General features: G+C 66.1%; 21 protein-coding genes. 10 read left to right on the forward strand and 11 right to left on the reverse strand.

Features of this window, described 5'->3' with window-relative positions; all coding sequences use genetic code 11:
• Positions 1-11: 11 nt before the first annotated feature.
• Complete coding sequence (locus NA11_RS27775) at positions 12-1,370, reverse strand: MFS transporter (protein WP_069164985.1); 1,359 nt, start codon at positions 1,368-1,370, stop codon at positions 12-14.
• Between the two features lie 64 nt (positions 1,371-1,434).
• Positions 1,435-1,899: an NUDIX hydrolase gene (locus NA11_RS27780; RefSeq protein ID WP_069164986.1), complete on the reverse strand. Its 465-nt coding sequence runs from the start codon at positions 1,897-1,899 to the stop codon at positions 1,435-1,437.
• Between the two features lie 259 nt (positions 1,900-2,158).
• Between NA11_RS27780 and NA11_RS27785 the strand changes: the two genes are divergently transcribed.
• Complete coding sequence (locus tag NA11_RS27785; RefSeq protein ID WP_069164987.1) at positions 2,159-2,932, forward strand: pirin family protein; 774 nt, start codon at positions 2,159-2,161, stop codon at positions 2,930-2,932.
• 117 nt (positions 2,933-3,049) lie between these two features.
• On the forward strand, positions 3,050-3,520 hold the full coding sequence (locus tag NA11_RS27790) for a DUF4190 domain-containing protein (protein ID WP_069164968.1): 471 nt from the start codon (positions 3,050-3,052) through the stop codon (positions 3,518-3,520).
• Here the strand turns inward: NA11_RS27790 and NA11_RS27795 are convergent.
• Positions 3,510-4,016 (reverse strand): hypothetical protein, encoded by a 507-nt coding sequence (locus NA11_RS27795; protein ID WP_069164969.1) that lies wholly within the window; start codon positions 4,014-4,016, stop codon positions 3,510-3,512. The two genes, NA11_RS27790 and NA11_RS27795, sit on opposite strands and share 11 nt — an antisense overlap.
• Before the next feature lie 135 nt (positions 4,017-4,151).
• Between NA11_RS27795 and NA11_RS27800 the strand changes: the two genes are divergently transcribed.
• The 3 genes from NA11_RS27800 (at position 4,152) to NA11_RS27810 (ending at position 7,553) form a co-directional block, all read left to right on the forward strand.
• A complete protein-coding gene (locus tag NA11_RS27800) occupies positions 4,152-5,003 on the forward strand; it encodes a Scr1 family TA system antitoxin-like transcriptional regulator (protein ID WP_069164970.1) in 852 nt (283 codons plus the stop codon).
• A gap of 10 nt (positions 5,004-5,013) precedes the next feature.
• Entirely contained in the window at positions 5,014-5,394 is a 381-nt protein-coding gene (locus tag NA11_RS27805; protein ID WP_069164971.1) for a DUF397 domain-containing protein, read from the forward strand.
• A 140-nt stretch (positions 5,395-5,534) separates the two neighbouring features.
• Positions 5,535-7,553 carry a M13 family metallopeptidase gene (locus tag NA11_RS27810; protein ID WP_141717882.1) on the forward strand — a complete coding sequence of 673 codons (2,019 nt, stop codon included), beginning with the start codon at positions 5,535-5,537 and terminating at the stop codon, positions 7,551-7,553.
• A 71-nt stretch (positions 7,554-7,624) separates the two neighbouring features.
• Here NA11_RS27810 and NA11_RS27815 read toward each other — a convergent pair whose 3' ends face one another.
• The 7 genes from NA11_RS27815 to NA11_RS27845 form a co-directional block, all read right to left on the reverse strand.
• Positions 7,625-8,704, reverse strand: a complete 1,080-nt coding sequence (locus tag NA11_RS27815; protein WP_069164972.1) for an ABC transporter ATP-binding protein — start codon at positions 8,702-8,704, stop codon at positions 7,625-7,627.
• Between the two features lie 66 nt (positions 8,705-8,770).
• Complete coding sequence (locus tag NA11_RS27820) at positions 8,771-10,099, reverse strand: ABC transporter substrate-binding protein (protein WP_084655126.1); 1,329 nt, start codon at positions 10,097-10,099, stop codon at positions 8,771-8,773.
• A 9-nt stretch (positions 10,100-10,108) separates the two neighbouring features.
• Positions 10,109-10,900 carry a carbohydrate ABC transporter permease gene (locus NA11_RS27825; protein ID WP_245746227.1) on the reverse strand — a complete coding sequence of 264 codons (792 nt, stop codon included), beginning with the start codon at positions 10,898-10,900 and terminating at the stop codon, positions 10,109-10,111.
• Positions 10,901-10,986: 86 nt separating this feature from the next.
• Entirely contained in the window at positions 10,987-11,916 is a 930-nt protein-coding gene (locus tag NA11_RS27830; RefSeq protein WP_069164990.1) for a carbohydrate ABC transporter permease, read from the reverse strand.
• Positions 11,917-12,221: 305 nt separating this feature from the next.
• Positions 12,222-13,058, reverse strand: a complete 837-nt coding sequence (locus NA11_RS27835; RefSeq protein ID WP_069164974.1) for a L,D-transpeptidase — start codon at positions 13,056-13,058, stop codon at positions 12,222-12,224.
• A gap of 369 nt (positions 13,059-13,427) precedes the next feature.
• Entirely contained in the window at positions 13,428-14,804 is a 1,377-nt protein-coding gene (locus NA11_RS27840; protein ID WP_069164975.1) for a cytochrome P450, read from the reverse strand.
• 146 nt (positions 14,805-14,950) lie between these two features.
• The gene (locus NA11_RS27845; RefSeq protein ID WP_069164976.1) at positions 14,951-16,225 is read right to left on the reverse strand and encodes a serine hydrolase domain-containing protein; all 1,275 of its coding nucleotides are present in this window, start codon (positions 16,223-16,225) and stop codon (positions 14,951-14,953) included.
• A 345-nt stretch (positions 16,226-16,570) separates the two neighbouring features.
• Here NA11_RS27845 and lppU point away from each other — a divergent pair, with 345 nt between their 5' ends.
• Both lppU and NA11_RS27855 read left to right on the forward strand, forming a co-directional pair.
• Positions 16,571-17,185 (forward strand): LppU family putative lipoprotein, encoded by a 615-nt coding sequence (lppU, locus tag NA11_RS27850; RefSeq protein ID WP_069164991.1) that lies wholly within the window; start codon positions 16,571-16,573, stop codon positions 17,183-17,185.
• 28 nt (positions 17,186-17,213) lie between these two features.
• Positions 17,214-18,689 (forward strand): MFS transporter, encoded by a 1,476-nt coding sequence (locus NA11_RS27855; protein ID WP_069164977.1) that lies wholly within the window; start codon positions 17,214-17,216, stop codon positions 18,687-18,689.
• Positions 18,690-18,841: 152 nt separating this feature from the next.
• Here the strand turns inward: NA11_RS27855 and NA11_RS27860 are convergent, their stop codons facing one another.
• Positions 18,842-19,516, reverse strand: coding sequence for a chymotrypsin family serine protease (locus NA11_RS27860; RefSeq protein WP_069164978.1), 675 nt, complete (start codon positions 19,514-19,516; stop codon positions 18,842-18,844).
• A 560-nt stretch (positions 19,517-20,076) separates the two neighbouring features.
• Here NA11_RS27860 and NA11_RS27865 point away from each other — a divergent pair.
• The 3 genes from NA11_RS27865 to NA11_RS27875 all read left to right on the forward strand — a co-directional run.
• Positions 20,077-20,895 carry an ABC transporter permease gene (locus tag NA11_RS27865; protein ID WP_174567739.1) on the forward strand — a complete coding sequence of 273 codons (819 nt, stop codon included), beginning with the start codon at positions 20,077-20,079 and terminating at the stop codon, positions 20,893-20,895.
• On the forward strand, positions 20,896-21,759 hold the full coding sequence (locus NA11_RS27870) for an ABC transporter permease (RefSeq protein WP_069164980.1): 864 nt from the start codon (positions 20,896-20,898) through the stop codon (positions 21,757-21,759).
• Between the two features lie 7 nt (positions 21,760-21,766).
• On the forward strand, positions 21,767-22,321 hold a 555-nt coding region (locus tag NA11_RS27875), incomplete at its 3' end, for an MlaD family protein (protein WP_141717883.1).

Here is a 22,321-nt window from a genome sequence, read left to right on the forward strand (position 1 = left end):
CGGATGTCGACTCAGCGGCGGCGCGCGATGATGCTGCGTCCGCGGGTGAGGACACCGCGTCCGCGCATGTTGACGACGATCGCGGCGATGCCGACGCAATAGATCACGGCGCCGGCCAGCACGACGGCCAGCGACCGTCCGTCATCCGGGATGACCAGTGCCGCAGCGGCAATCGCGACGATGAAGGCGATGTTGAAGACCGTGTCCTGCAGTGCGAACACCTGTCCGCGGCGCGCGTCGTCGATGTCGATCTGCATGGTCGCGTCGCCGGTCAATTTGATCGTCTGCCCGGCAAGCCCGAACAGGAACGCCCCGACCAGCAGCAGCTGGTGTGCACGCGGCACCGCCGATCCGGCGTGGGCCAGCGCGATCGGCGTGACCAGCGTCAACTGCACCACCGTCGCGGTCACCAGCCCGAGCACCACCGTGCGCGGCCGCCCGAGCCGCGGAATCAGGAACGGCGCGACCACGGCCGCCACCAGCATGCCCGAGGCGGCGGCGGCGATCGCCACCCCGAAGCCGAGCAGTCCGTTGCTCAACCCCGACCCGTCGGTCGGCGCCTGCCGCAGCACAAGCACCATGATCAAGGTGTTGGTGCCGAACACGATTCGATGCGCACCGATGCCGAGCATCGCCGTGGTGACGTGCGCCGATTCCCACACCGCCGTCGCGCCCGTGCGCAAGCCGGTGGCGATGGCACGCACCGTGCTCTCGTTCGCTTGGACCTCCGACGGCTCCGGCCCGAGCACCCTCGGCGCGAACCCGGCCGCCAACAGCGCGCTCACCACCGACCCGACGCCGCTGATCGCGACCGCCACCGCCGACCCGAAGTCGCCTGCCCCGACCAGCCCGATCACCGCCACCGAGGTGGCCGCGCCGAGCCCGGCACAGCCGGAGGCCACCGTGGCGAGCACCGAGTTCATCGGCACCAGCCATTCCTGGGCGAGCACCTTCGGCAGCGCCGCCGACACGCCCGACAGCACGAACCGGCTGATCCCGACCACGGCCAGCGCGAGAAGCAGCAGCGGCGTCTCCCCGATCCCGGCGAGCAGCCCCGCGCACACCACCCCGATCAACACCGCACGCAGCACGTTCGCGACGAGCAGCACCGTGCGCCGATCCCAGCGATCCAACAGTGCCCCTGCGTACGGCCCGATCACCGAGTACGGCAGCAGCAACACCGCGAATCCGGCCGCGATGGCCAGCGGATCGGTCTGCCGCTCCGGATTGAACAGGATCGCCCCGGACAGCGCCGCCTGGAACATGCCGTCGCCGAATTGGCCGGCGAACCGCACGACGGCCAGCCGCAACACACCCGGACTTTCGCGCAGCGCATTGCGCAACGGCACCGGCCGCTCGTCCGCGGGGATCGGGCTCTCGGAGCGACCAGTGGACACGCCGTGAGGTTAGTTGCTTCCGCGACGCGGTGCCGAATCAGTGCGCGTCGGTGACCAGCGCGCTGACCGCCTCGCGCATGTCCGGCGCCATCGGCAGTTCGTCGAGGATGTCGGCGTCGATCCATGCGAACGCGTCGTGCTCGCCGGGCGCCAGCGCGACCTCGCCGGGTTCGACGTCGACCATGAAGCTGTATTTGCGGACCCTCGACTTGGTTCTGGTGGCGTAGTCGAAGCCGCCGAGAAAGTCGGTGATGGTGCGGACCCGGAGGCCGGTTTCCTCGTACAGTTCCCTGGCCACGCACTCGGCGAACGTTTCATCGGATTCGACTCCGCCGCCGGGTAGTTCGTACATGCCGCCGTGGTAATCGTCGGGGACGCGGCGGACCACCAGAAGTTTGCGGTCGCGGAAAACCGCGACGCCGACGACGAAATGGGCGATGCCGTCCCGGCGTGCTTCGCTGCGGAGCTGTCGCTCGATGCGGTCGAGCGCTTCGGGTCGCATTCGTTCGTCACCTCCGGTTTCGTTGCCGCACATCATGTTACGAATCCGGTGCCGATTCGGCAGTGGACAGCGCGGTGGTCACCGCCGAGGTCGTGCGCCGGGTCGACGTACCGGTTGGTTCTGCTCGCCTGACGTTCACCCACTGGTCGCTCGCGTAAAATACCGAGTGCAGGACAATTTACTAGGAATATGGAGTACCGCCACGGAAGTGCTCCTACCCTGAAAGGTGATCGGTGCACGGCCCGAGAGGAGGACCATGATGTCCACACTCACGACCCCACACATCGACGTCCATCGAGCCGGCGACCGCATGAAGACGCGGATTTCGTGGCTGGATTCCAAGCATTCGTTCTCGTTCGGCGAGCACTACGACCCCGACAACACCCACCACGGATTGCTGCTCGTCAACAACGATGATGTCGTTTCCCCCGGTCAGGGCTTCGATACCCATCCGCACCGGGACATGGAGATCGTGACATGGGTGCTCGGCGGCAGCCTGGTGCACCAGGACTCGCTCGGCCACAGCGGCGTGATCTACCCAGGGCTGGCGCAGCGGATGAGCGCGGGCACCGGCATCCTGCATTCGGAGAAGAACGACTCGTGGCGGCTCGGCGGCACCGAGCACGCGGAGCCGGTGCATTTCGTGCAGATGTGGGTGGTCCCGGACGAGCCCGGTCTGACCCCCGGCTATCAACAGCTGGAGATCGACGACAGCTTGGCGGCAGGCGGCCTGGTGACGGTGGCCGCAGGCCTGCCGCGCTACCGCGATCGCACCGCCATCGCGATCAACAGCAGCCACGCGGCCTTCCACGTTGCCCGCATGTCCGGCGATCCCGAGCAGGCGATCGATCTGCCCGACGCACCGTACCTGCACGTTTTCGTCGCCCGCGGCGAGGTGGAGATGGAGGGCGTCGGCACCCTGGACGAGGGCGACGCGGTCCGGCTGACCAGGACCGGCGGCCAGCGGGTCATCGCGCGCAGGCCCTCGGAAATTCTGGTGTGGGAGATGCACGCGCGGCTCGGTGCTCAATAGCAGGAGGGGCATTAACATCCGCCGGTAGTGCATGCGATCAGTAGGCGATCCCCGCGCACTCCCTCCGGGCTCGTTCGTCCGGAGGCGCAGTGCGAGGCACTGACGGAGAGGAAGTCCATGTCGCAGTATCCGCCCCCGCCCCCCGGTCAGTACCCGCCGCCCGGGTATCCGCCGCAGGGCGGTTATCCCGGCGGGCAGCCCGCCTGGCAGGAGTCGCCGAAGGGTAAAGGTCTGGCGATCACCGCCCTTGTCCTCGGCATCCTTGCCGTGCTGAGTTGCTGGACGCTGGTCGGCGGCTACCTCTTCGGTGTGCTCGCGATCATCTTCGGCCTCATCGCGGCGGTGCGTTCGGGCGGCAAGGGCATGGCGATCACCGGTTTGGTCCTCGGCGCGCTCGGCCTGATCGCCGCGATCGTGTTCACCATCGTCGGCTACAGCTTCTTCGTCAAAACCGGCGGCAAGGATCTCGTCGACTGCCTGAACAACGCGGGCAACGACCAGTCGAAGATCGAGCAGTGCGAGCGGGACTGGAACCAGAACATCGAGGATCGCTTCAGCATCACGCTGACGCCACGCCCTACTCCTTGATCGCCGCGCAGGCCCTCGTTGCGGCGAGAACATCGCCGAGGTCGCGGCGAAAGTCGCTCTCGGGCGCGGCAATCCAGCTGCGATAGCCGGTGTTCTCGTCGGTCGGCGACGGCAGCACGATGCTGCTGCCTGGCAGCGCGACCGCGGCGCAGACCCGGAACAGGTCGGCGAAGAGTTCGGTGTCCAGATACGAGTTGTCGGTCGGGCCGGTCAGGAAGGTCCACCGGTCCGAGCGCGGGTGCGCGATGATCGGGCCAGGCCGCTGCTCGGGCGGGGTGGCGATGAGTCGCGCACGCACTTGTTTGCCGAGGGCGGCGGGCATCACGACCGCACCGACCGCGCCGATCTCCAACATGATTCGGCCGAGCGCGGGATCGACGATGCCGTAGAGGCCGTGTTCCTTGCGATAGCAGCGGCAGCGGGCGATGGCGTCCTGAATCGCCGTGAAGTCCGTGGTTGCCGGCAGACTGCCTGGCTCAGTGCGGGGAATACTCATGACGAACCTCGCCTCGATGCGGGTGGATCGCGTGAAGTGGGGAGAATCGACCGCTGAGACCAGACCATAGTGCGGTGCTACCTGCTTGACAATAGTCACACGCCGGTGAGTCGGCGGCGCGTACGATCGCCTGTCATGGCACCCGTCTCGCCTACTGTTGCCCGCTGGGAACTGGTGTTGCGGCTGCGGGAGCTGCGCGAGCAACGCGGCTTCGATTCGGCGGGATTCGCCAAGCGGGTCGGTTTCACCCCGGCCAACTGGTCGCACGTGGAAAAGGGCAGGCGCGTGCTCACCACCAACACCATCGGCCCGGTACTCGAGCTGCTCGAGGTGGGGGCCGAGGAACGCGAGGAACTGCTCGCGCTGCTCGACGCGAGCAAGGAACGCGGCTGGTGGACCAAGTCGTCCGCGCTGATCGGCCCCGAACTGCAGCGGCTGTACGGCATGGAATCCGGCGCGCAGAGCATTCGCAGCTACGACAGTCTGATCGTGCCTGGGCTGCTGCAGACCGAAGACTATGCCCGCGCGTTGATCAGCGCCGATGTGATGATCCGCCCGGTGCAGGTCGAGCAGCTGGTCGCCATCAGGATGCGCAGGCAGCAGCGGCTGCGCGGCGCCGAGCCGGTGGAGCTGACCGCGGTGCTCGGCGAGGGCACGCTGCGGCAGCAAACCGGGGGCGGCGAGGTGCTGCGCGAGCAACTCACCCATCTGGCCGACCTGATCGACGAACTCGACACCGTCGAGGTGCGGGTCATCCCGTTCGCCGCGCCCGCGGGCGCGGTGCTCGGCGGGTCCAGTTTTCACCTCATCGACTTCGCCGGTGCGCGCCTGCCGACCTTCGGCTGGGCGGAGAGCGCGGTGTTCGGTGGCGCGGTCGACGACCCCGATCTGGTGCGCGATCTGAGCTTCGCTTACGTTCGCGCACAAGAGCAATCGCTGGACTGTGACGAGTCATCGAGCCTGATCAGGGCCTATGCGCGCGTGTAAAATCCAGCCCATGGCCACCACCGCAACCCCCCGGTCGGTTTTCACTGATTGGTTCACGTCGACTCGGTCGAACAACGGCAATCAATGTGTCGAGGTTCGCTTCGAGGGCGACGCGGTGCTCATCAGAGACAGCAAATACCGCCGCAATCCGGCCAACCACCCCGCCGAAGAGCCCATCGTCACCATCTCCGCGCACGAATGGAATGCGTTCCTCGACACGCTGCGGGCGCGCAGCCGAACGAGCGGTGCGTTGATCGCGCACACCGCCGCCGACGGCAGCACCACATTGCGGCACGGCACCACTGTTCTCGATTACACCCCGCAGGAGTGGGATGCCTTCCTGCTCGGCGTGCACGACGGCGAGTTCGATCGCCTCGCACTGACTGTCTGACCGACCCCACCGCTTATCCCCCCGGCCGTTTCGCGGCCGGGGGCCTACTTTCCCGCCGCTGCACAGACCCCGGCCGCTCAGGCTGCCATCCCTATGCCGACTCCGTCGGGCACTTGTCGTCCGTGGGCATACTGGAGAGCGTGACTTCCGAGCTGACCAGTCCTTCCGGTATCGATCTGACCTATCTCGACCAGGGCGTACGGGTACAGGACGACCTGTTCGCGCATGTCAACGGCGCATGGCTGGACGACTACGAGATTCCGGCCGACCGCGCGGTGGACGGCGCCTTCCGCACCCTGTACGACCAGGCGGAGTTGGACGTCCAAGCGATCATCCAGAACGCGTCCGCCGAGTCTGCGGCACCCGGCACCGATGCCCGCAAGATCGGCGACCTCTACACCAGCTTCATGGACACCGACGCCGTCGCGGCGGCGGGTCTCACGCCGATCGCAGGCGAGCTCGCCGCGATTCACGAGGTCGCCGACCGCAGCGCGTTCGCCGGGCTGCTCGGCAGACTGCAGCGCACGGGCGTCGGCGGGGCCGTCGGGGTGTATGTCGACACAGATGACAAGGACTCCAGCCGCTACCTGGCGCATGCCACCCAGTCCGGCATCGGTCTGCCCGACGAGTCGTATTACCGCCAGGACGAATACGCCGACATTCGCACCGAGTACATCGCGCACATCGGCCGTGTATTCGCCTTGGCCGCCGCCGATTCCAGGGTCGCCGCGGTGCTCCCCGCCGATCTGGACACGGTCGGGCAGCGGGTGTTCGAGCTCGAGCGCAAGCTGGCCGCCGGGCACTGGGATGTGGTGCGCCGCAGGGACGCTGAACGCAGCTACAACCTGACCACGTTCGACGCGCTGGTCGCCGCGCATCCCGAGTTCGATTGGGCGGCATGGACGTCGGGTCTCGCCGAAGGCACCGAGAAGTCAGGTCCCGAGGTCTTCGCCGAGGTCGTTGTCCGGCAGCCGGACTACCTGACCACTTTCGCCGAGGTGTGGTCGGCGGCGTCGCAGGCGGACTGGCAGGCCTGGGCCGCATGGCGGGTGTTCCGTTCGCGCGCACAATATCTCACCGACGCGTTCGTCGAGGAGAGCTTCGGCTTCTACGGGCGCACGCTGACCGGCGCGCAGGAGAACCGGGAGCGCTGGAAGCGCGGTGTCGGTCTCGTGCAGGATCTGCTCGGCGAGGCGGTCGGCAAACTGTATGTTGCGCAACACTTCCCGCCGGAGGCCAAGGCCAGGATGGTGGAGCTGGTCGCCAACCTGCAGGAGGCCTACCGCCGCAACATCGCTCAGCTGGATTGGATGGGGCCGGACACCAGGGCGGCCGCGCTGGCCAAGCTGGAGAAGTTCACCCCGAAGATCGGCTACCCGGACACCTGGCGCGACTACTCGGACGTGGTCATCGATCCGGCCGATCTCGTCGGCAACTTCCGCAGCGGTTACGCCGCCGATCACGATCGCGACCTGAACAAGCTCGGCGGTCCGGTCGATCGCGGCGAATGGTTCATGACACCGCAGACCGTGAATGCCTACTACAACCCCGGCATGAACGAAATCGTCTTCCCCGCCGCGATTCTGCAGCCGCCGTTCTTCGACATGAATGCCGACGACGCCGCCAATTACGGCGGTATCGGCGCGGTGATCGGCCACGAAATCGGCCACGGTTTCGACGATCAGGGCGCCAAGTACGACGGCGACGGCAACATGATCGACTGGTGGACCGACGACGATCGCACCGAATTCGGCAAGCGGACAAAGGCTTTGATCGACCAGTACGACGTGCTTTCGCCCAAGGACCTCTCCGACGAGCACACCGTCAACGGTGAATTCACCATCGGCGAGAACATCGGCGACCTCGGCGGCCTTTCCATCGCCCTGCAGGCCTACCAGATCTCCCTCGACGGCGCCGAGGCTCCGGTCATCGACGGCCTCACCGGCCTGCAGCGCGTCTTCTACGGCTGGGCCCAGGTCTGGCGCACCAAGGCCCGCACCGAGGAGGCCGTCCGCCGCCTCGCCGTCGACCCGCACTCGCCGCCGGAGTTCCGCTGCAACGCCGTCGTCCGCAACATCGACAGCTTCCACGAAGCGTTCGACGTAAAGGAAGGCGACGCCCTGTACCTGGCCCCCGCCGAACGCGTCAAAATCTGGTAATCCACGCAGGCCGAGGGCATTACCGTTCGGGTAATGCCCCGGCTCGCCGCGTTCGCTACGGCTGTGGTGATTCAGCGGAGGCGGAGGCCGGTGGTGGCGTCGAAGAAGAAGATCTCTTCGAGTTTGGGGGTGAGGCGGAGGCGGTCGCCGAGGGCGACTTGGAAGCGGCGGTCGACGCGCGCTACTACCTTGCCGGACTGGCTGTTCCAGTCTTCGGCGACACCGTGGCTGTAGACGAAGGATTCGGCGCCGAGCTCTTCGAGGAGTTCGGCGGCGACGGTCAGGCCGTCCTGTTCGGTGGTGACGTCCCAGGATTCCGGGCGGATGCCGACGGTGACCCTGCTGCCGGTTTTCGCGGTGGGCGGCAACGGGATTCGCAGGTCGTCCAGCACGGCGGCGCCGTCGCGGACCGGGGCGTCGAGCAGGTTCATGCCCGGTGAGCCGATGAAGCCTGCGACGAAGGTGTTGACCGGGTTGTCGTACAGGTCCCGTGGCGCGGCGATCTGCTGGAGCTTGCCGTCGAGCAGAACGGCGACCCGGTCGCCCATGGTCATGGCCTCGACCTGGTCGTGGGTGACGTAGACCGTGGTGGTGCCGAGTCGCTTTTGCAGCGCGGCGATTTGGGAGCGGGTGCTGACGCGGAGTTTGGCGTCGAGGTTGGACAGCGGCTCGTCCATGCAGAAGACCTGCGGCCTGCGGACGATGGCGCGGCCCATGGCGACGCGTTGGCGTTGGCCGCCGGACAGTTTCGCCGGTTTCCGGTCGAGCAGCGGTTCGAGCTCGAGCATCTTGGCCGCCTCCTGCACCCGAATCAGGGTGTCGGCCTTGCTCATTCCCGCGTTGCGCAGCGCGAAGCCCATGTTCTCCGCGACGGTCATGTTCGGGTACAGCGCATAGCTCTGGAACACCATCGCCACGTCCCTTGCCCGCGGCGGCAGACCGGTGACGTCCTTGCCGCCGATGAGGATTCGACCGGCCTCCACCGATTCGAGCCCGGCAAGCATGCGCAGACTGGTCGACTTCCCACAGCCCGATGGACCGACGAGAACGATGAATTCCCCGTCGGCGATGTCGATCTCCAGGCTGTCGACCGCGGGCGTCGGCGCGCCGGGGTACAGGTGCGTCACCCCGTCGAACTGCACTGTGGCCATGGGCGTCGGTCTCCTCGTGTGAACCAGAGGTGGCGGCCACCTGGGTGGCCGCCACCGATACGGGTGCTACTTGGGCAGCTTCGGCGTGATCTGCCGGTCGATGATGGCTTGCAGCTGCCCGGTGAGGCCGGCGAAAACCGTTGCCGGGTCCTGGTTCTGCAGGCCGATCTGCTCGAGCGCGGTGCCGATCAGCTGGTCGCCGCCCGGCACGAACACCCGGGCGTAGTCCTGCGACTTGGTCACGGCCAACTGGTCGATGGCGACCTTCGCCCTCGGGTTCTTCGCCAGGAAGTCCTGCTCGCTCGGATCGCTGACCGCGGACTTGCGCACCGGCATGTACCCGGTGTTCTGCGAGAAGTACGCGGTGTTGGTCGGGTTGGTGATGAACTCGATGAACTTGAGCGCGTTCATCTTCCGCTCGTCGGAGATGCGCGCCGGGATCGCGAGGCCCGCGCCGCCGGTGGTGACGCCCGGCCCGTTCGGGTGCGGCAGGAACGCGGTGCCGAACTGCAGCTTGCCTTCCGCATTCTGCGTGATCCCCTTGAGGTCACCGGTGGAGGCGATGGTGGAGGCGATCACGCCTGCACCGAAGTCGACGGCGATCTGCGGCTTGATGCCCGCGTACTTCTTGGTGTGGATCGAGTCGCGGAAGAACTGCGCGGACGCGATGGTGGCCGGGTCGTTGAACTTCAGCGCCCACTTGTCGGAGTACGCACCACCGAAGGTCCAGTTGGGACCCTGGAACGTCCAAGCGAGGTAGTTCTTGGCGTCGCCCCAGCCGTGCGCGAGCTTGCCCTCGCCGACGACCGACTGGATCTTCGGGCCCCACTCGTCGAATTCCTGCCAGCTGTTCGGACCACGGTCCGGCAGACCGGCTTTCGCCCAGACGTCCTTGTTGTAGTAGAACAGCGGCGTCGACCGCGAGTACGGCAGTGCGTAGTGCTTGCCGTTGAACAGGTAGTCGGCGGCGAGCGAGTCGACGTAGTCGTCGAGCTGCACGCCTGCCCCGCCGAAGTGCGCGTCGAGCGGCTCGATGGTGCCGTTGAGCGCGTAGTTGAACCACCAGACATCCGACAGCACAATGACATCGGGCAGCTCACCACCGGAGAGCGCCGCGTTGAACTTCTGCGACACCTCCTCGTAGTTCTTGCCCGCGTCGATCAGGTTGACCTTCAGGTCGGGGTACTTCTCCTGGAAGCGCTTGATCAGCTCGGTTTCGAAATCCTTCGAAGCGCCAGGGTGGTTGGACCAGAAGTTGATGGTCTTGGCGTCGCCGCCCTGCTTGGCGCCACCGCCGCCGCCCGCACACGCGGTGAGCACCGCACCCGCGGTCGCCGCGCCTGCCAGACCGATGAATCCGCGCCGCGACAATCCGGGGAACTTGGATGGGGACACTGGTTTCTCCTAACCCTTGACCGCACCGGAGGTGAGGCCTTTGATCATGTGACGTTGCAGCACAAGGAACACCACGAGGATCGGCAGCATCGTGAGCAACGTGCCTGCCATCACGGGTCCCCAGTTGGTGACGCTCGGATTCTCGGTGTTCTGCAAGAGGGTGAGGCCGACCGGCAGCGTGGCGACCTCGGGTCCGTCGGCCATCAGGAACGGCCACAGGTATTCGTTCCATTCGTTGACCAGCGTGACCACCGCGAACGCGACCATGGTCGGCCCGGACATCGGCAGCACCACCCTGGTCAGCAGCCGCCACCAGTTGGCGCCGTCCATGCGCGCGGCCTCGATGACCTCCGAGGGCAGCGACAGGAAGTGGTTGCGCATCAGGAAGGTGCCGAACGCGACGCCGCAGAGCGGAACGATGATGCCCTGCAGGGTGTTTCGCCAGCCGAGCTGGGCGATCAGCGCGTAGTTGGAGATGACGGTGATCTGGTTGGGCACCATCAGTGCCGCGATGATCACCAGGAAGATCACCGACTTGCCGGGGAACCGCAGGAAGACGAGCCCGTAGGCGCTGAACACGCCGAGCACGAACTTCACCGCGGAGACGACTCCGGTGACGATCAGCGAGTTGGTCAGGAAGGTCCAGAACGGCAGTTTGGTGGTGGCGTCGGCGTAGTTCTCCGGGCGCCAGCTGTGCGGCCAGTACACCGCGGGCTGCACGTAGATGTCGGGGCGTTCCTTGAACGAGGTGATGACGATCCAGAACAGCGGAACGCCGACGATGATCAGCACACACACCATGGCCGCGTAGCCGAGCACCGTCACCGCGCGTTGCCGTTGCTGGTAGGACAACGGCCGAACCCGCACTGCGGCGGGTGTTTCGATGCTCACTGTTCGTTCCGATCCATGACGCGCACCTGTATCAGCGTGACGACCAGCAGCACCAGGAACATGATGGTGGCCACGGTCGCGCCGTAGCCGGCGCGGAAGTTGACGAAGGATTCCTGATAGACCTGGTAGACCATCGTCGTGGTGCCGGTGCCGAGCGGCCCGCCGCGGGTCATCACGTTGATGATGTCGAAGACCTGCAGCGAATTCAGCAGCACCGTGATCGACAGGAAGAACGTGGTCGGTCGCAGCTGCGGCAGCAGCACCTTGGTGAAGGTGGTCCAGCGCGAGGCGCCGTCCATCTCGGCCGCCTCCATCAGCTCGGCCCGAACTCCTTGCAGCGCCGCCAGATAGATGACGAAGCTGTAGCCGAGGTTCTTCCAGATGTAGGTCACCGTCACCATGAACAGCGCCCAGTTCGGGTTCTGGTAGAAGTCGGGCGCCTTGTCGACGCCGAGGCGGTGCAGCAGATCTTGGACAAGGCCGAAGCTCGGATCGAAGATGAACTGGAAGGCAACGCCGATGGCAGCGCCGGAGATCACGAACGGCGCGAAGATGGCCGAGCGGACCACATTGCGGCCGAACAGTTTCCGGTCGAGCAGCATGGCGAGCGCCAGGCCGAGGACCATGCTGCCGACCACGGCGGCGAGCGTGAAAACCACGGTGTTGGTGACGATTTCCCAGGAATCGGTGCGACCCCACCATTCGGTGTAGTTGTCGAATCCGATGAAGGTGACCAGCGGGTCGGAGATGTTCCAGTCGGTGAACGAGAGCCGGATGTTGTCGACCAGCGGCCGGTAAACGAACAGCGTCAGCAGCGCGAGGTTCGGGACGACGAGCACCAGGAACAGGGCGTAGTCCTGCCAGGGCCGGTTGCGCAATCCGCGTCCGCGCGGTGGGGGGAGAACTCGCTCCGGCTTGGCTCGCACGTCGCGCACTCTACGGACTGGAGCAAACAGTCGGTTAACACCAACCGCCGTAACGCTGAACACTCGGAGCACCGGGATAGTGAATCAAAGCCAGACATACCGAACAGCAACTTTGTGAAAATTGATCATTTAGTGCGGAGAGGTTGTGCATCGGTTCACGGGGCGATCTGCCAGCAGCTTCACGCGAAGAACGCGTTTCGTTGCCGCTCGATAGCTCGCCCGAAAACAGCTGTGGCGCGGGACCTTTGCCTCAGGTCCCGCGCCACAGCGTCGGATTATTCGGTTGTGCTATCGGTCAGGCGATGTCAGTTCCAGTCGCCGAGACCATCACTGGCGCTCAGCGTCCCGCCGTTGGTGTTCGCCACGACGACCGGGTCACCCTTGCGCGAGTTCTCCATGAACCACTTGGCGTTCTCGGTGCTCACGTTCAAGCAGCCGTGGCTGGAGTTGGACTTGCCCTGCTGGCCGACCGACCACGGGGCGGCGTGCACGAAGATGCCGCTGTTGGAGATGCGGGTCGCGTACTCGACCTCGAGTTTGTAGCCCTCTGGGTCGGTGATCGGAACGCCGTAGGTGGACGAATCCATGATCATCTTGCGCAGCTGTTCGCCGACGATGTAGATGCCGTTCGGGGTCTCGTGCTTGGGCTTGCCCATCGAGGTCGGCATCGTCTTCACCACCTCACCGTTGCGGGTGATCGTGATGGTGTGGGTGGTGTCGTCGGCGGTGCTGACGAACGCATCGCCGATCCGGAAGGCGCTTCGCGTGTCGCCCGCCTGCACCTGCACGTCGGTGTTGTCCGGCCAGAAGTCGTTCGGCCGCCAGCGCACCTGCTTGTCGCCGCGCCAGGTGAAGTGGCCCGGCGCGTTCTTGGAGGAGGTGACCTTGATGAACTTCTCGGCGGTCGCGTGGTCGGTGACCGGGTCTTTGAAGTTGATGATGATCGGCTGGGCCACCCCGACGACCTCGCCGTCGGCGATGCTGATCGAGGGTGGTGCGAAGTTCGGCTGCTGCGGACCGGGCGCGGGGGCCGAGCCTGCCGATCCGGTGCCGAGCCCGGGGATGGGGTCGGCGGTGGCAGGCGCGACGAGCAGGACACTCGCCGCCGCGATCGTCGCGGACAACAGGGCGCCCGCCCGCATCCTGCGGGTTAGCTGCGCTCTCCGCTGGTGAGCAGGTAGCGACCCGGTGTGCGAAGCGGCATGCATAGGTTTCTCGTCCATTCCATCCCTCGCCCACCCGCACCTTGCGCGCGCGTGAGGAGATCTCTCATTCGGCGTGGCGCCGACACAGTGGCACCACGGGTATTGACGGCCCGACCCTGCTGTCCTTCCTACCGTCCCGGTGCGGCTCGAAGCCAGTTGCGTTTCATAGTGATTCGAGCAGACCGCACGGTGTGGTAGCCGTCACATAACCCGGCACGCATGGGCCGACTTCGTGAAAGTTACCGGTCACGTCGGCGTGTCCGGTTCGCCGCCGAAGCGTGCTGGTCCGCCGCGATGCTGGGATCATCAAACATCTTGGTGATGTAAATCACTCACCACGTCGAACGGAATCGAGTGATGCGGACCGGTTGCTATGTTGTGCGGCACCGAGATTGGCGTACGGCCGTTCGCGTATCGCGGGGTGAGGCGCAGGCGTACCCGGCTGAGAATGGTAGCCAACGTGATTCGCAGTTCGTAGTCCGCCAGCGACGCCCCGACGCACCGCCGATGGCCACCACCGAAGGGTGCGAATTCGAAGGGCCGGTACTTGCGCCCGACGAACCGCTCCGGCTGGAAACGCTGTGGCTGCGACCACACCTGCGGATCCGAATGCAGCAACGGAACGGCGATCCCCATCGTGTCCCCCGCAGCCAGCTCGACCCCGCGCAGCACGAACGGCTCGGTCAGCCTGCGCAGCACGATCGGCACCGGCGGGTGCAGGCGCAGGGTTTCCTGACACACCGCATCGAGATAGGGCAGCCGTGCCAGGTCGAGCGGATCGGCGTCGGGCCCTGCTTCCTGCAACTCGATGCGCAGCCGTTCCAGCGTGGCCGGGTCGCGATGCACGTGGTACAGCGCCCAGACCAACGTGGTCGCGGTGGTCTCGTGCCCGGCGACGACCAGCGTCCGGAGTTGTTCGCACAGCTCGTCATCGGTGCGGTCGGTGTCCTCGGTCTGCAGCAGCAGACCGAGGATGTCGTCGGAGGAGTCCCCGCCGCGCCTGCGTGCGATGTCGGCGCGGATGAGCCGATCCAGCCGCTCGCGTGCCGCGACGAACCGATCCCACGGTGCCCGGCCGAACATCCCGTGGCGCAACACCGGAAGCAGCATCAGCGGCCCGGAGAAGGTGGACAGGAATTCCGCTACGGCACTGAGGTATTCGGCTTGCCGCTGTCGGCTGGACGCCCCGAACACGGCCTCGAGGATCACCCGCAGCGTGATCGCCCGCGCCGCCGCCCGCGAGTCGATGCGGGCGCCTGGCCGCCACACCTGCCCCTCGGCGCCGCCCGCCAGCTCCTGCAGCGTGGATTCCCGGATGATGGCGCCGTACTCGCGAATCCGTGTGCCGTGGAAGGCGGGCGCGAGCACTGCGCGGTCGCGGCGATGCCGTTCGCCTGCCGTCAGGATCAGCGACGCGCTGCCGACCAGCGGTTCGATCGGATTCGGCCGTGGTGGCTCGACCCCGTCGGCCGGTGCACGGAACAGCTCGCGGGCGCCTTCGGCGGTCCCGGTGAACAGCCCGGTGCCGAAGTTGGGGAAGCGGACGAAGAACGGATCGCCCTCCCTGGCTCGGCGCCAGCGGAAGTACCTGTCGAAGTCGAGGCCTGCGGCCGCCGCGTGCAGCAAGAAGAGTCGAGGGTGCCTCGGCTCGCCAATGCCGGGCGCGGGTGTGCCGGCGTCCATATCTATAGGTACGAACTCAGGGGCCTTGCGGTTCGACCGACCCTAGGGCCGGGGCCCTGGGACGCATCCGACCGAAACGTCGACCCGGGCCCTAGGGCCAGTGTCGAAGTCCCAGCCGACGCCTCCGGGGGCCTTCGACCCGAGCCCTAGCCCTCGGTCTCGTCGACGACAACGGACGGTTTCGCCCGGCGCACCGTGTTGCGCGCGGTTGCCGCCAGCCGAGCCAGCCTGGCGTCGCCGAGCGCGGTCACCGCGTTGCCGAGCCGATTGGTGACGAACGCGATCGACATCCCCAGCTCCGGATCGGCGTAGGCGCCGGAACCGCCGACGCCGTAGTGGCCGAACGCCTTTCGCGGCTGCTGCTTGGACATCAGCACCGGCCGGTGATAGCCGAGGGTGAAGCGCAACGGCAAACCGAGCACGTAGTCCCTGCTCTCGGCGGGCTGCACCTGGTTGAGCGCCTCGATCGTCTCCGGCAGCAGGAACTGCACGGTCTCCTGCCTGCCCGGCCGTTCGACGAAGACCCGGCCGTTGTTGGCCAAGGCGCCGTACATCCTGCCGAGCGCCCGCGCCGAGAAGACGCCGTTGAAACCGGGCATCACCGCATCGTGCACCCTGGGGTCGCGGATCAGCTCGTCGAAGCTCTCCGGCATGCCCGCCTCGGCGATCCCGCGGATCGGCCGGACCCAGGACAGCACCGACGAGGCGGTGTTCCAGCGGATCCCTGGCGGGCTCAGGTGCGGGAAGATCTTGGCGATCCGATACCGCTGGGATTCCGGCACCCGGAACCAGAATTCGTCGAGGCCGAGCGGCTCGGCGATCTCCCTGCGCACCACGTCGGCGAACGGGTCACCGGTGACGCGCTGCACGATCTCGGCGACCAGCCAGCCGAAGGTGATCGCGTGATAGCCGGAGGTGCGGATGCGCCGCGGGTCCGGCGGGCTCTCGGCCAGCGCGGTGATCACCGCGTCGTAGTCGAGGATGCCCTCGCGGCCGGGGACCAGGCCGCGCACGCGGTGCAGGCCCGCCCGATGCGCGAGCACGTCGCGCACTGTGATGTCGCCTTTGCCGTGCGCCCCGAATTCGGGCCAGTAGGTGGCGACCGGCGCGTTGTAGTCGATCAGGCCGCGCTCGGCCAGCCGGTGCACCACGGTCGACGCGACGCCCTTGCCGGTCGAGAAAGTCAGTGCGACCGTGTCGCCGTTCCAGCGGCGGTCCTTGCCTGCCCAGCCACCCCAGATGTCGACCACCGGTTTGCCGTCGAGGTACACGGACAGTGCGCCGCCGCCTCGGCTCGGCTGGGTGAACATGCCGAAGAATTGATCGGCGAGCCGAATGAATCGCGGGTCGACCAGCATCTCTTTGGGCGCGGCCAACTTACCGGCGGCCGGGTCGGCGGCGTCGAAGCCGCCGGCTGCCATTGCCGAAACCATGGGGTCACCTCCTGACCGCCGAGCATCGGGTGCGTCCCTCAGGGTAACCGCTGCGGCGGGTGTGCCCGCGGCAGCGACGGTGGTGGAGTGATCGATGTCGCCGGTCGTGCTGTTCGGCGAAAGTGCTGGTGCCGGGTGCACCCGGTGGGTGGGCAGGCACGCGGCGGCCGCCGTTCATCCCAGATCGGTTGCGAGCGGCTCGATTCCATTGTGAAGTCGACGGGTGTCCGGTTTATGGTGTATGCATGGCGGGGATTTAGAAGCACCGCAATGTTTACTTCGAATTCCCGCGGGGGTGTGAGTTCGGAGCGTTACAGCTCGGGAGGACTGTACGTGTCTGGTCAACTGACGTCGTCGCGTGTCGTATTCGCGGTATTTGTCGCGACTGCCGCCTTACTGCTGGTCGGCTGTAGTTCCACCATCAGCGGCCGCGCGCAGCCCGCGGTGAACAACGGCACCGTCGACGCCGTCTCGGTCACCAACACACCGAAGGCGTCGCCTGGCCGAACCACCACCGGCAAGCCGTCGACGACCAGTGGAAACACCGACTTCAGCGCCAACATCGGCGATTGCGTCACGCTGGGCGGCACCACCGCCAACGCCACCATCGCGAAGGCGTCGTGCGGGAGCCGGGCGGCGAACTACAAGGTGATCGACAAGAAGTCGAAGAGCAGCCAGTGCTCGAGCGACGCCGACAACTATTACGCCGAGACCCTCAACGGCATCGAGCAGGGCGCGTATTGCCTCGACATCGACTGGGTCGTCGGCGGCTGCATCGATGTCGGCGGCGACGACCCCAAGCGGATCGACTGCGTCGGCGCGGCGCCGGTCAAGGGCGTCAAGGTGATCAAGCGGGTCGACGGCGCCAGCGATGTCGGCGCCTGCGACAGCGGCACCGGCTATGTCTATGAAGTCCGCCGCTTCGTCGTTTGCGTAGAAGAGCTCTGACGAGTCGCGCAGCGATTATGTTGAGGCAGTGAGCAGCACTGAGCTACCTCGGCTGAAATCGGCGAGCGGCCGCTGGATCCTGCTGGCCACCATCCTCGGTTCGGCGGTGGCCTCGCTCGATGCGACCGTGGTGAACATCGCCCTGCCGCGCATCGGGGAGTCGCTGGATACCGATGTCGCCGGGTTGCAGTGGACATTGAACGGTTACACGCTGACGCTGGCGTCGTTCATTCTGCTCGGCGGCTCGCTCGGCGACCGGCTCGGCAGGCGCAAGGTGTTCGTCTGGGGCACCATCGGTTTCGCGTTCGCGTCGGTGCTGTGCGGCGCCGCGATGAACATCGAGATGCTGGTGTTCGCGCGCGTGCTGCAGGGCGTGGCGGGCGCGATGCTCACCCCCGGCAGCCTCGCGCTGATTTCTTCGTCGATCGATCAGCGTGATCAGGGCGCGGCGATCGGCCTGTGGTCGGGCTTCGGCGGTATCGCCGGTGCGCTCGGCCCCTTCCTCGGCGGCTGGTTGATCGATCTGGCGGGCTGGCGGTCCATCTTCTTTCTCAACGTGCCGCTGACGCTCGTCGTCGTGCTCGTCGCGCTGAAACATGTGCCGGAGAGCCATGATCCGCATGCCACCACCCGGCTGGACGTGCCAGGCGCCTTCGTGGTCGCCCTTGCGCTCGGCGCGCTGACCTTCGGCCTGATCGAGTCCATGCCGCTGCTGCTGGTGGCGGGTCTGCTGTTGCTCGCGGCGTTCGTGGCGATCGAGCTACGCAGCGACCATCCGCTGGTGCCGCCTTCGCTGTTCAGCTCGCGGGTGTTCACGGCGGCCAACCTGGTCACCCTCGCGGTCTACGCGGCGCTCGGCGGCGTCTTCTTCCTGCTGGTACTGGAACTGCAACTGGTGGCGGGCTATTCACCGTTGATGTCGGGTGTCGCCACCGTGCCCGCCACGCTGGTGATGCTGGTGCTCTCCGCGCCTGCGGGCCGCTGGGCGCAGCGGCACGGCCCGCGCCTGCCGATGACGCTCGGCCCGCTGCTCGCCGCGGGCGGCATCGCGCTGCTGCTTCGGCTCGGGCCGGACACCACCTATCTCACCGATGTGCTGCCCGGCATCGTGGTCTTCGGGCTCGGCCTCTCGGTGCTGGTCGCGCCGCTGACCGGGGCGGTGCTCGGTGCGGTGCCGTCGAGCGAGGCAGGCATCGCGTCCGGGGTGAACAACGCCGTCGCGCGCACCGCGCAGCTGCTCGCGGTCGCCGCACTGCCTGGCCTTGCCGGAATCTCCGGCGCGCTCGGCGATCCCGTCGCCTTCGACAACGGCTTCGCCAAGGCCATGTGGATCTGCATCGGGCTGCTTGTGGTCGGCGGTGTGCTCGCAGGCGTGCTGCTGCGGCAGCCGCGCCGAGCCGTCCCCACCTTGGACACCGTCGACTGCCTGCCGCAGTGCGCGGCCGCCACGGGCCCCGCGCTTGCCCCCACCCGTTCAGAAGTCCCTGCCGGAAAAGAAAAATGAGCGGGCCGCTTGGCCCGCTCATTTCCACGTGATCTCGGGAGTACATGGGTAACTCCCCGGGTACGAGCTGACTCACTCGCTCCCGCACCGCCGCTCGCCAGGGTCCCTTCGCGGATCCTGGGTCTGGCGCCAGAATCCGCGAAGCGGCCCAATTAAATAGGCCGGTAACCCGCGCCGATGCCGCCGCGGCGGTCGATGTCATCAATGATCGATGTCATGTTGGTGCCGACCTCGGGGCCGAAGCAGGCGATCGCCAGGTAGGCGTTCACCATGCCGACGAGGGTGTCGCCGATGACGACCGGCGCACCGGAATCGCCTTCCACGACACACATCTGGCTCCAGGTCTCCATGTTCGACCCGAAAACGTCGCCGTAGCTGATGCCGCAGGTATTGCCGGTGGTGCGGCCTTCCTTGCAGACGATCATCGGGAAGGCGGCCGGTGCGCCGAGCCTCGCGATGGTCACGTTGCCGATCCGGTTCACCGGGATGATCTTGCCCGGCTCGAATTGGATGATGGCGTAGTCGAGATCGTGATTGGAGTAGACGAACCGGCCGATCACGCCTGCGCCGCGGTTGGCCTCAGCGAAAACCTCGGCACCGGGGTCGCCGCAGTGGCCTGCGGTCAGTCCGACCAGCCGACCGTCCCTGTCGTGGCCGACAGTGGTGACGGTGCACTCGAATTGGTTGTCGATGATGATGCCGGAACCGCCGCCAACGACCGGCGGGCCCGGCTCGGCCTGCGCGGCCCCGGCGCTGGTTCCGAGCAGCGCCGCACCAAGGGCTACGGCGAAGGCAGCATTGGCCACCTTGGCGAGTTTGCTGAACATGTCCCTCCAGACGTCGGAAGCCCGCACGATATCAATCTGTCGCACCCATCGTGTCAGTATTCGGCTCCGGGTGTGTCATCTACGACGGGGTGTCAACAGCGGCGAGCCTCGATCTTATTTTGGACATAATCGCCGACATGTCCCTAATTGTTACCGATAGCTATTAGCTATGAAGAGGCTGAATGTCAGACTCTACTTTGTCGTCTAGTAGTAGTACAGCCCGTTCTGTTCGGTTCTGGAATCAAATGTGATTTTGCATGAATTCTATCCGAATAAAAGGGCAAGAAGATCAACTGTGGGCGGCCGATTCACCGGTCTGACCTGTAACTTGTTCCAGACATACCGCCCATGTTTTTGGGCCAGAACCCAATGTCGGAGACTTGGTACATAGCGATTCGTACACAGTGACCGTGGTCTATGACTGCAATCACAGGAGGGTGGTGTGTTCTGGCTTACTACGTAGTAAGGTGCGTCAAGCAAACAAGTCGCCGGGGCAGCCAACCGGCGTCGAGAGGGGTTAGCCAGTGCAGTCGACCGAGAGTCCACCAACAGGGTCACGGATGAGTGATGCGGTCGATTGGACCAAGGGTTACTGGACAGACCATCCGAAGGCTTCGCTGGAAACCTTCGGCCGCCAGATCACCATGGGCATCGCCGCGGTTGCCGAGTTGTTCGTCGCGATCTTCCGGCGTCGCTTCCCTTTCCGTGAGTTCGTCCGCCAGTGCGCGTTCATGTCCAGCGTTTCCGCGGCGCCGACACTGCTGGTCGCCATCCCGATCGGCGTGATCGTCTCCATCCAGGTCGGCTCGATCGCCGGACAGGTCGGCGCGACCTCCTTCATCGGCGCGGCCAACGGCCTCGGCATCATCCAGCAGGGCGCTCCCCTCGTCACCTCGCTGATGATCGCCGGCGCGGTCGGCTCGGCCGTCTGCGCCGACCTCGGCTCCCGCACCATTCGCGAAGAGATCGACGCCATGAAGGTGATGGGTGTCGACCCGCTGCGCAGGCTGGTCGCCCCCCGGCTCGGCGCGGCGATGCTGGTCAGTGTGCTGCTCTGCGGCTTCGTCGTCTTCGTCGGCTTCCTGACCGGCTATATCTTCAATATCTTCGCGCAGAACGGTACCCCCGGGTCATACATCGGTACGTTCTCCTCGTTCGCAGTCACTCGCGATCTCTTTGTCGCACTGGTGAAGTCGCTCATATTCGGTCTGCTCGCGGCGATCATCGCCTGCGACAACGGGCTGAATGCGCGCGGTGGTCCTGGTGGTGTGGCCAACGCGGTGAATTCCGCGGTGGTGAGTTCCGCCATCATGTTGTTCGGCGTGAACCTGATTATCACCCAGGTGTACAACGCACTGTTCCCATCACAGGTGGTCTGAGTGTCGTCGACTTATGTTCCCCCGCTGCTGCGGCCGTTCCAACAGTTACGCAAGGGTGCGCAGGCACCGGTCGACCTGCTCGCCAAGCTCGGCCATCAGGTGTTCTTCCTGCTGCGCTCGATCGGCTCGATCCCGTTGGCGCTCAAGCACTATCCCAAGGAAGTGTGGCGGCTGCTTTCCGACGTCAGCTGGGGTAACGGAAACCTGGTCGTCGGTGGCGGCACCATCGGCGTCGTGTTCATCCTCAGCGCGTTCGGCGGGATGACCGTCGGTATCCAGGGCTACAACTCGCTGAACCTGCTCGGCCTCAGCCCGATCACCGGCGCGGTCTCGGCCTTCGCCACCACCCGCGAACTCGGGCCGCTGCTTGCGACGATCGCCTTCGCCGCGCAGGCGGGCTGCCGGTTCACCGCGCAATTGGGCGCGATGCGGATCTCCGAGGAGATCGACGCGCTGGAGTCCATCGCGATCCGGCCGCTGCCCTACCTGATCAGTACCAGGATGTTCGCCGCGATGGTCGCGATCATCCCGCTGTACTGCCTCGGCCTCGCCGTGGCCTACTTGTCCTGCTCGCTGACCGTTCAGCTGATCGGCGGCACCGCGAGCGGGACCTACTCGCACTACTTCTACCAATTCCTGATACCGGGTGACGTGATCTACTCGCTGGTCAAGGCGATCTTGTTCGTCGGCATCACCACGTTCATCCAGTGCTACTACGGTTTCTTCGCCTCCGGCGGGCCGGAGGGTGTCGGCGTCGCGGCCGGCCGGGCGATCAAGGTGTGCATCATCGCGGTCGTCTTCGCGAATCTGTTCATGACGTTGGCGATCTGGGGCGTCAACCCCGGCATCCGGATCTCGGGGTAGCGACCAGATGATCATCGATCCCAGTGGGCGTGGACCCACCATGCGACAGCTGCTGCTCGCGGGCGTGGCCGGCTTGATCGTGCTCGCGCTCGTGCTCGGCTTCCTGATGGCGCGCTACACCGGTTATTTCGTGGACAAGGTGAACGTCATCGCGAACCTGACCACCACCGGTGACGGACTGCCCGCGGACGCGGACGTCAAGTTCCGTGGTGTGCTCGTCGGCGCGGTCTCCGGCGTCGAGGTCGCGGCCAAGGGCGAGCTGCAGAAGGTGCAGATCGAGATGAAGCCGGAGTTCGCCAAGGGCGTTCCGGCCAACGTGACTGCCAGGGTAGTGCCGAGCAACCTGTTCGCGGTCACCTCGGTCGAGCTGGTCTTCAACGGTCCGGCCGATCAGTACCTGCGTGAGGGTGCGGTGATCGAGGAGGATCGCAGCGCGGGCACCATCGCACTGCAGGACACCCTCACGACCGTGCGCAACATCCTCGACCGGATTGATCCGGTGCAGTTCGGTCGCGTGCTCGGCACTTTGTCGCAGGCGCTCGACGGCAGTGGCCGGATGCCC

This window comes from Nocardia altamirensis NBRC 108246 (assembly GCF_001612685.1).
Classification (GTDB): domain Bacteria; phylum Actinomycetota; class Actinomycetes; order Mycobacteriales; family Mycobacteriaceae; genus Nocardia; species Nocardia altamirensis.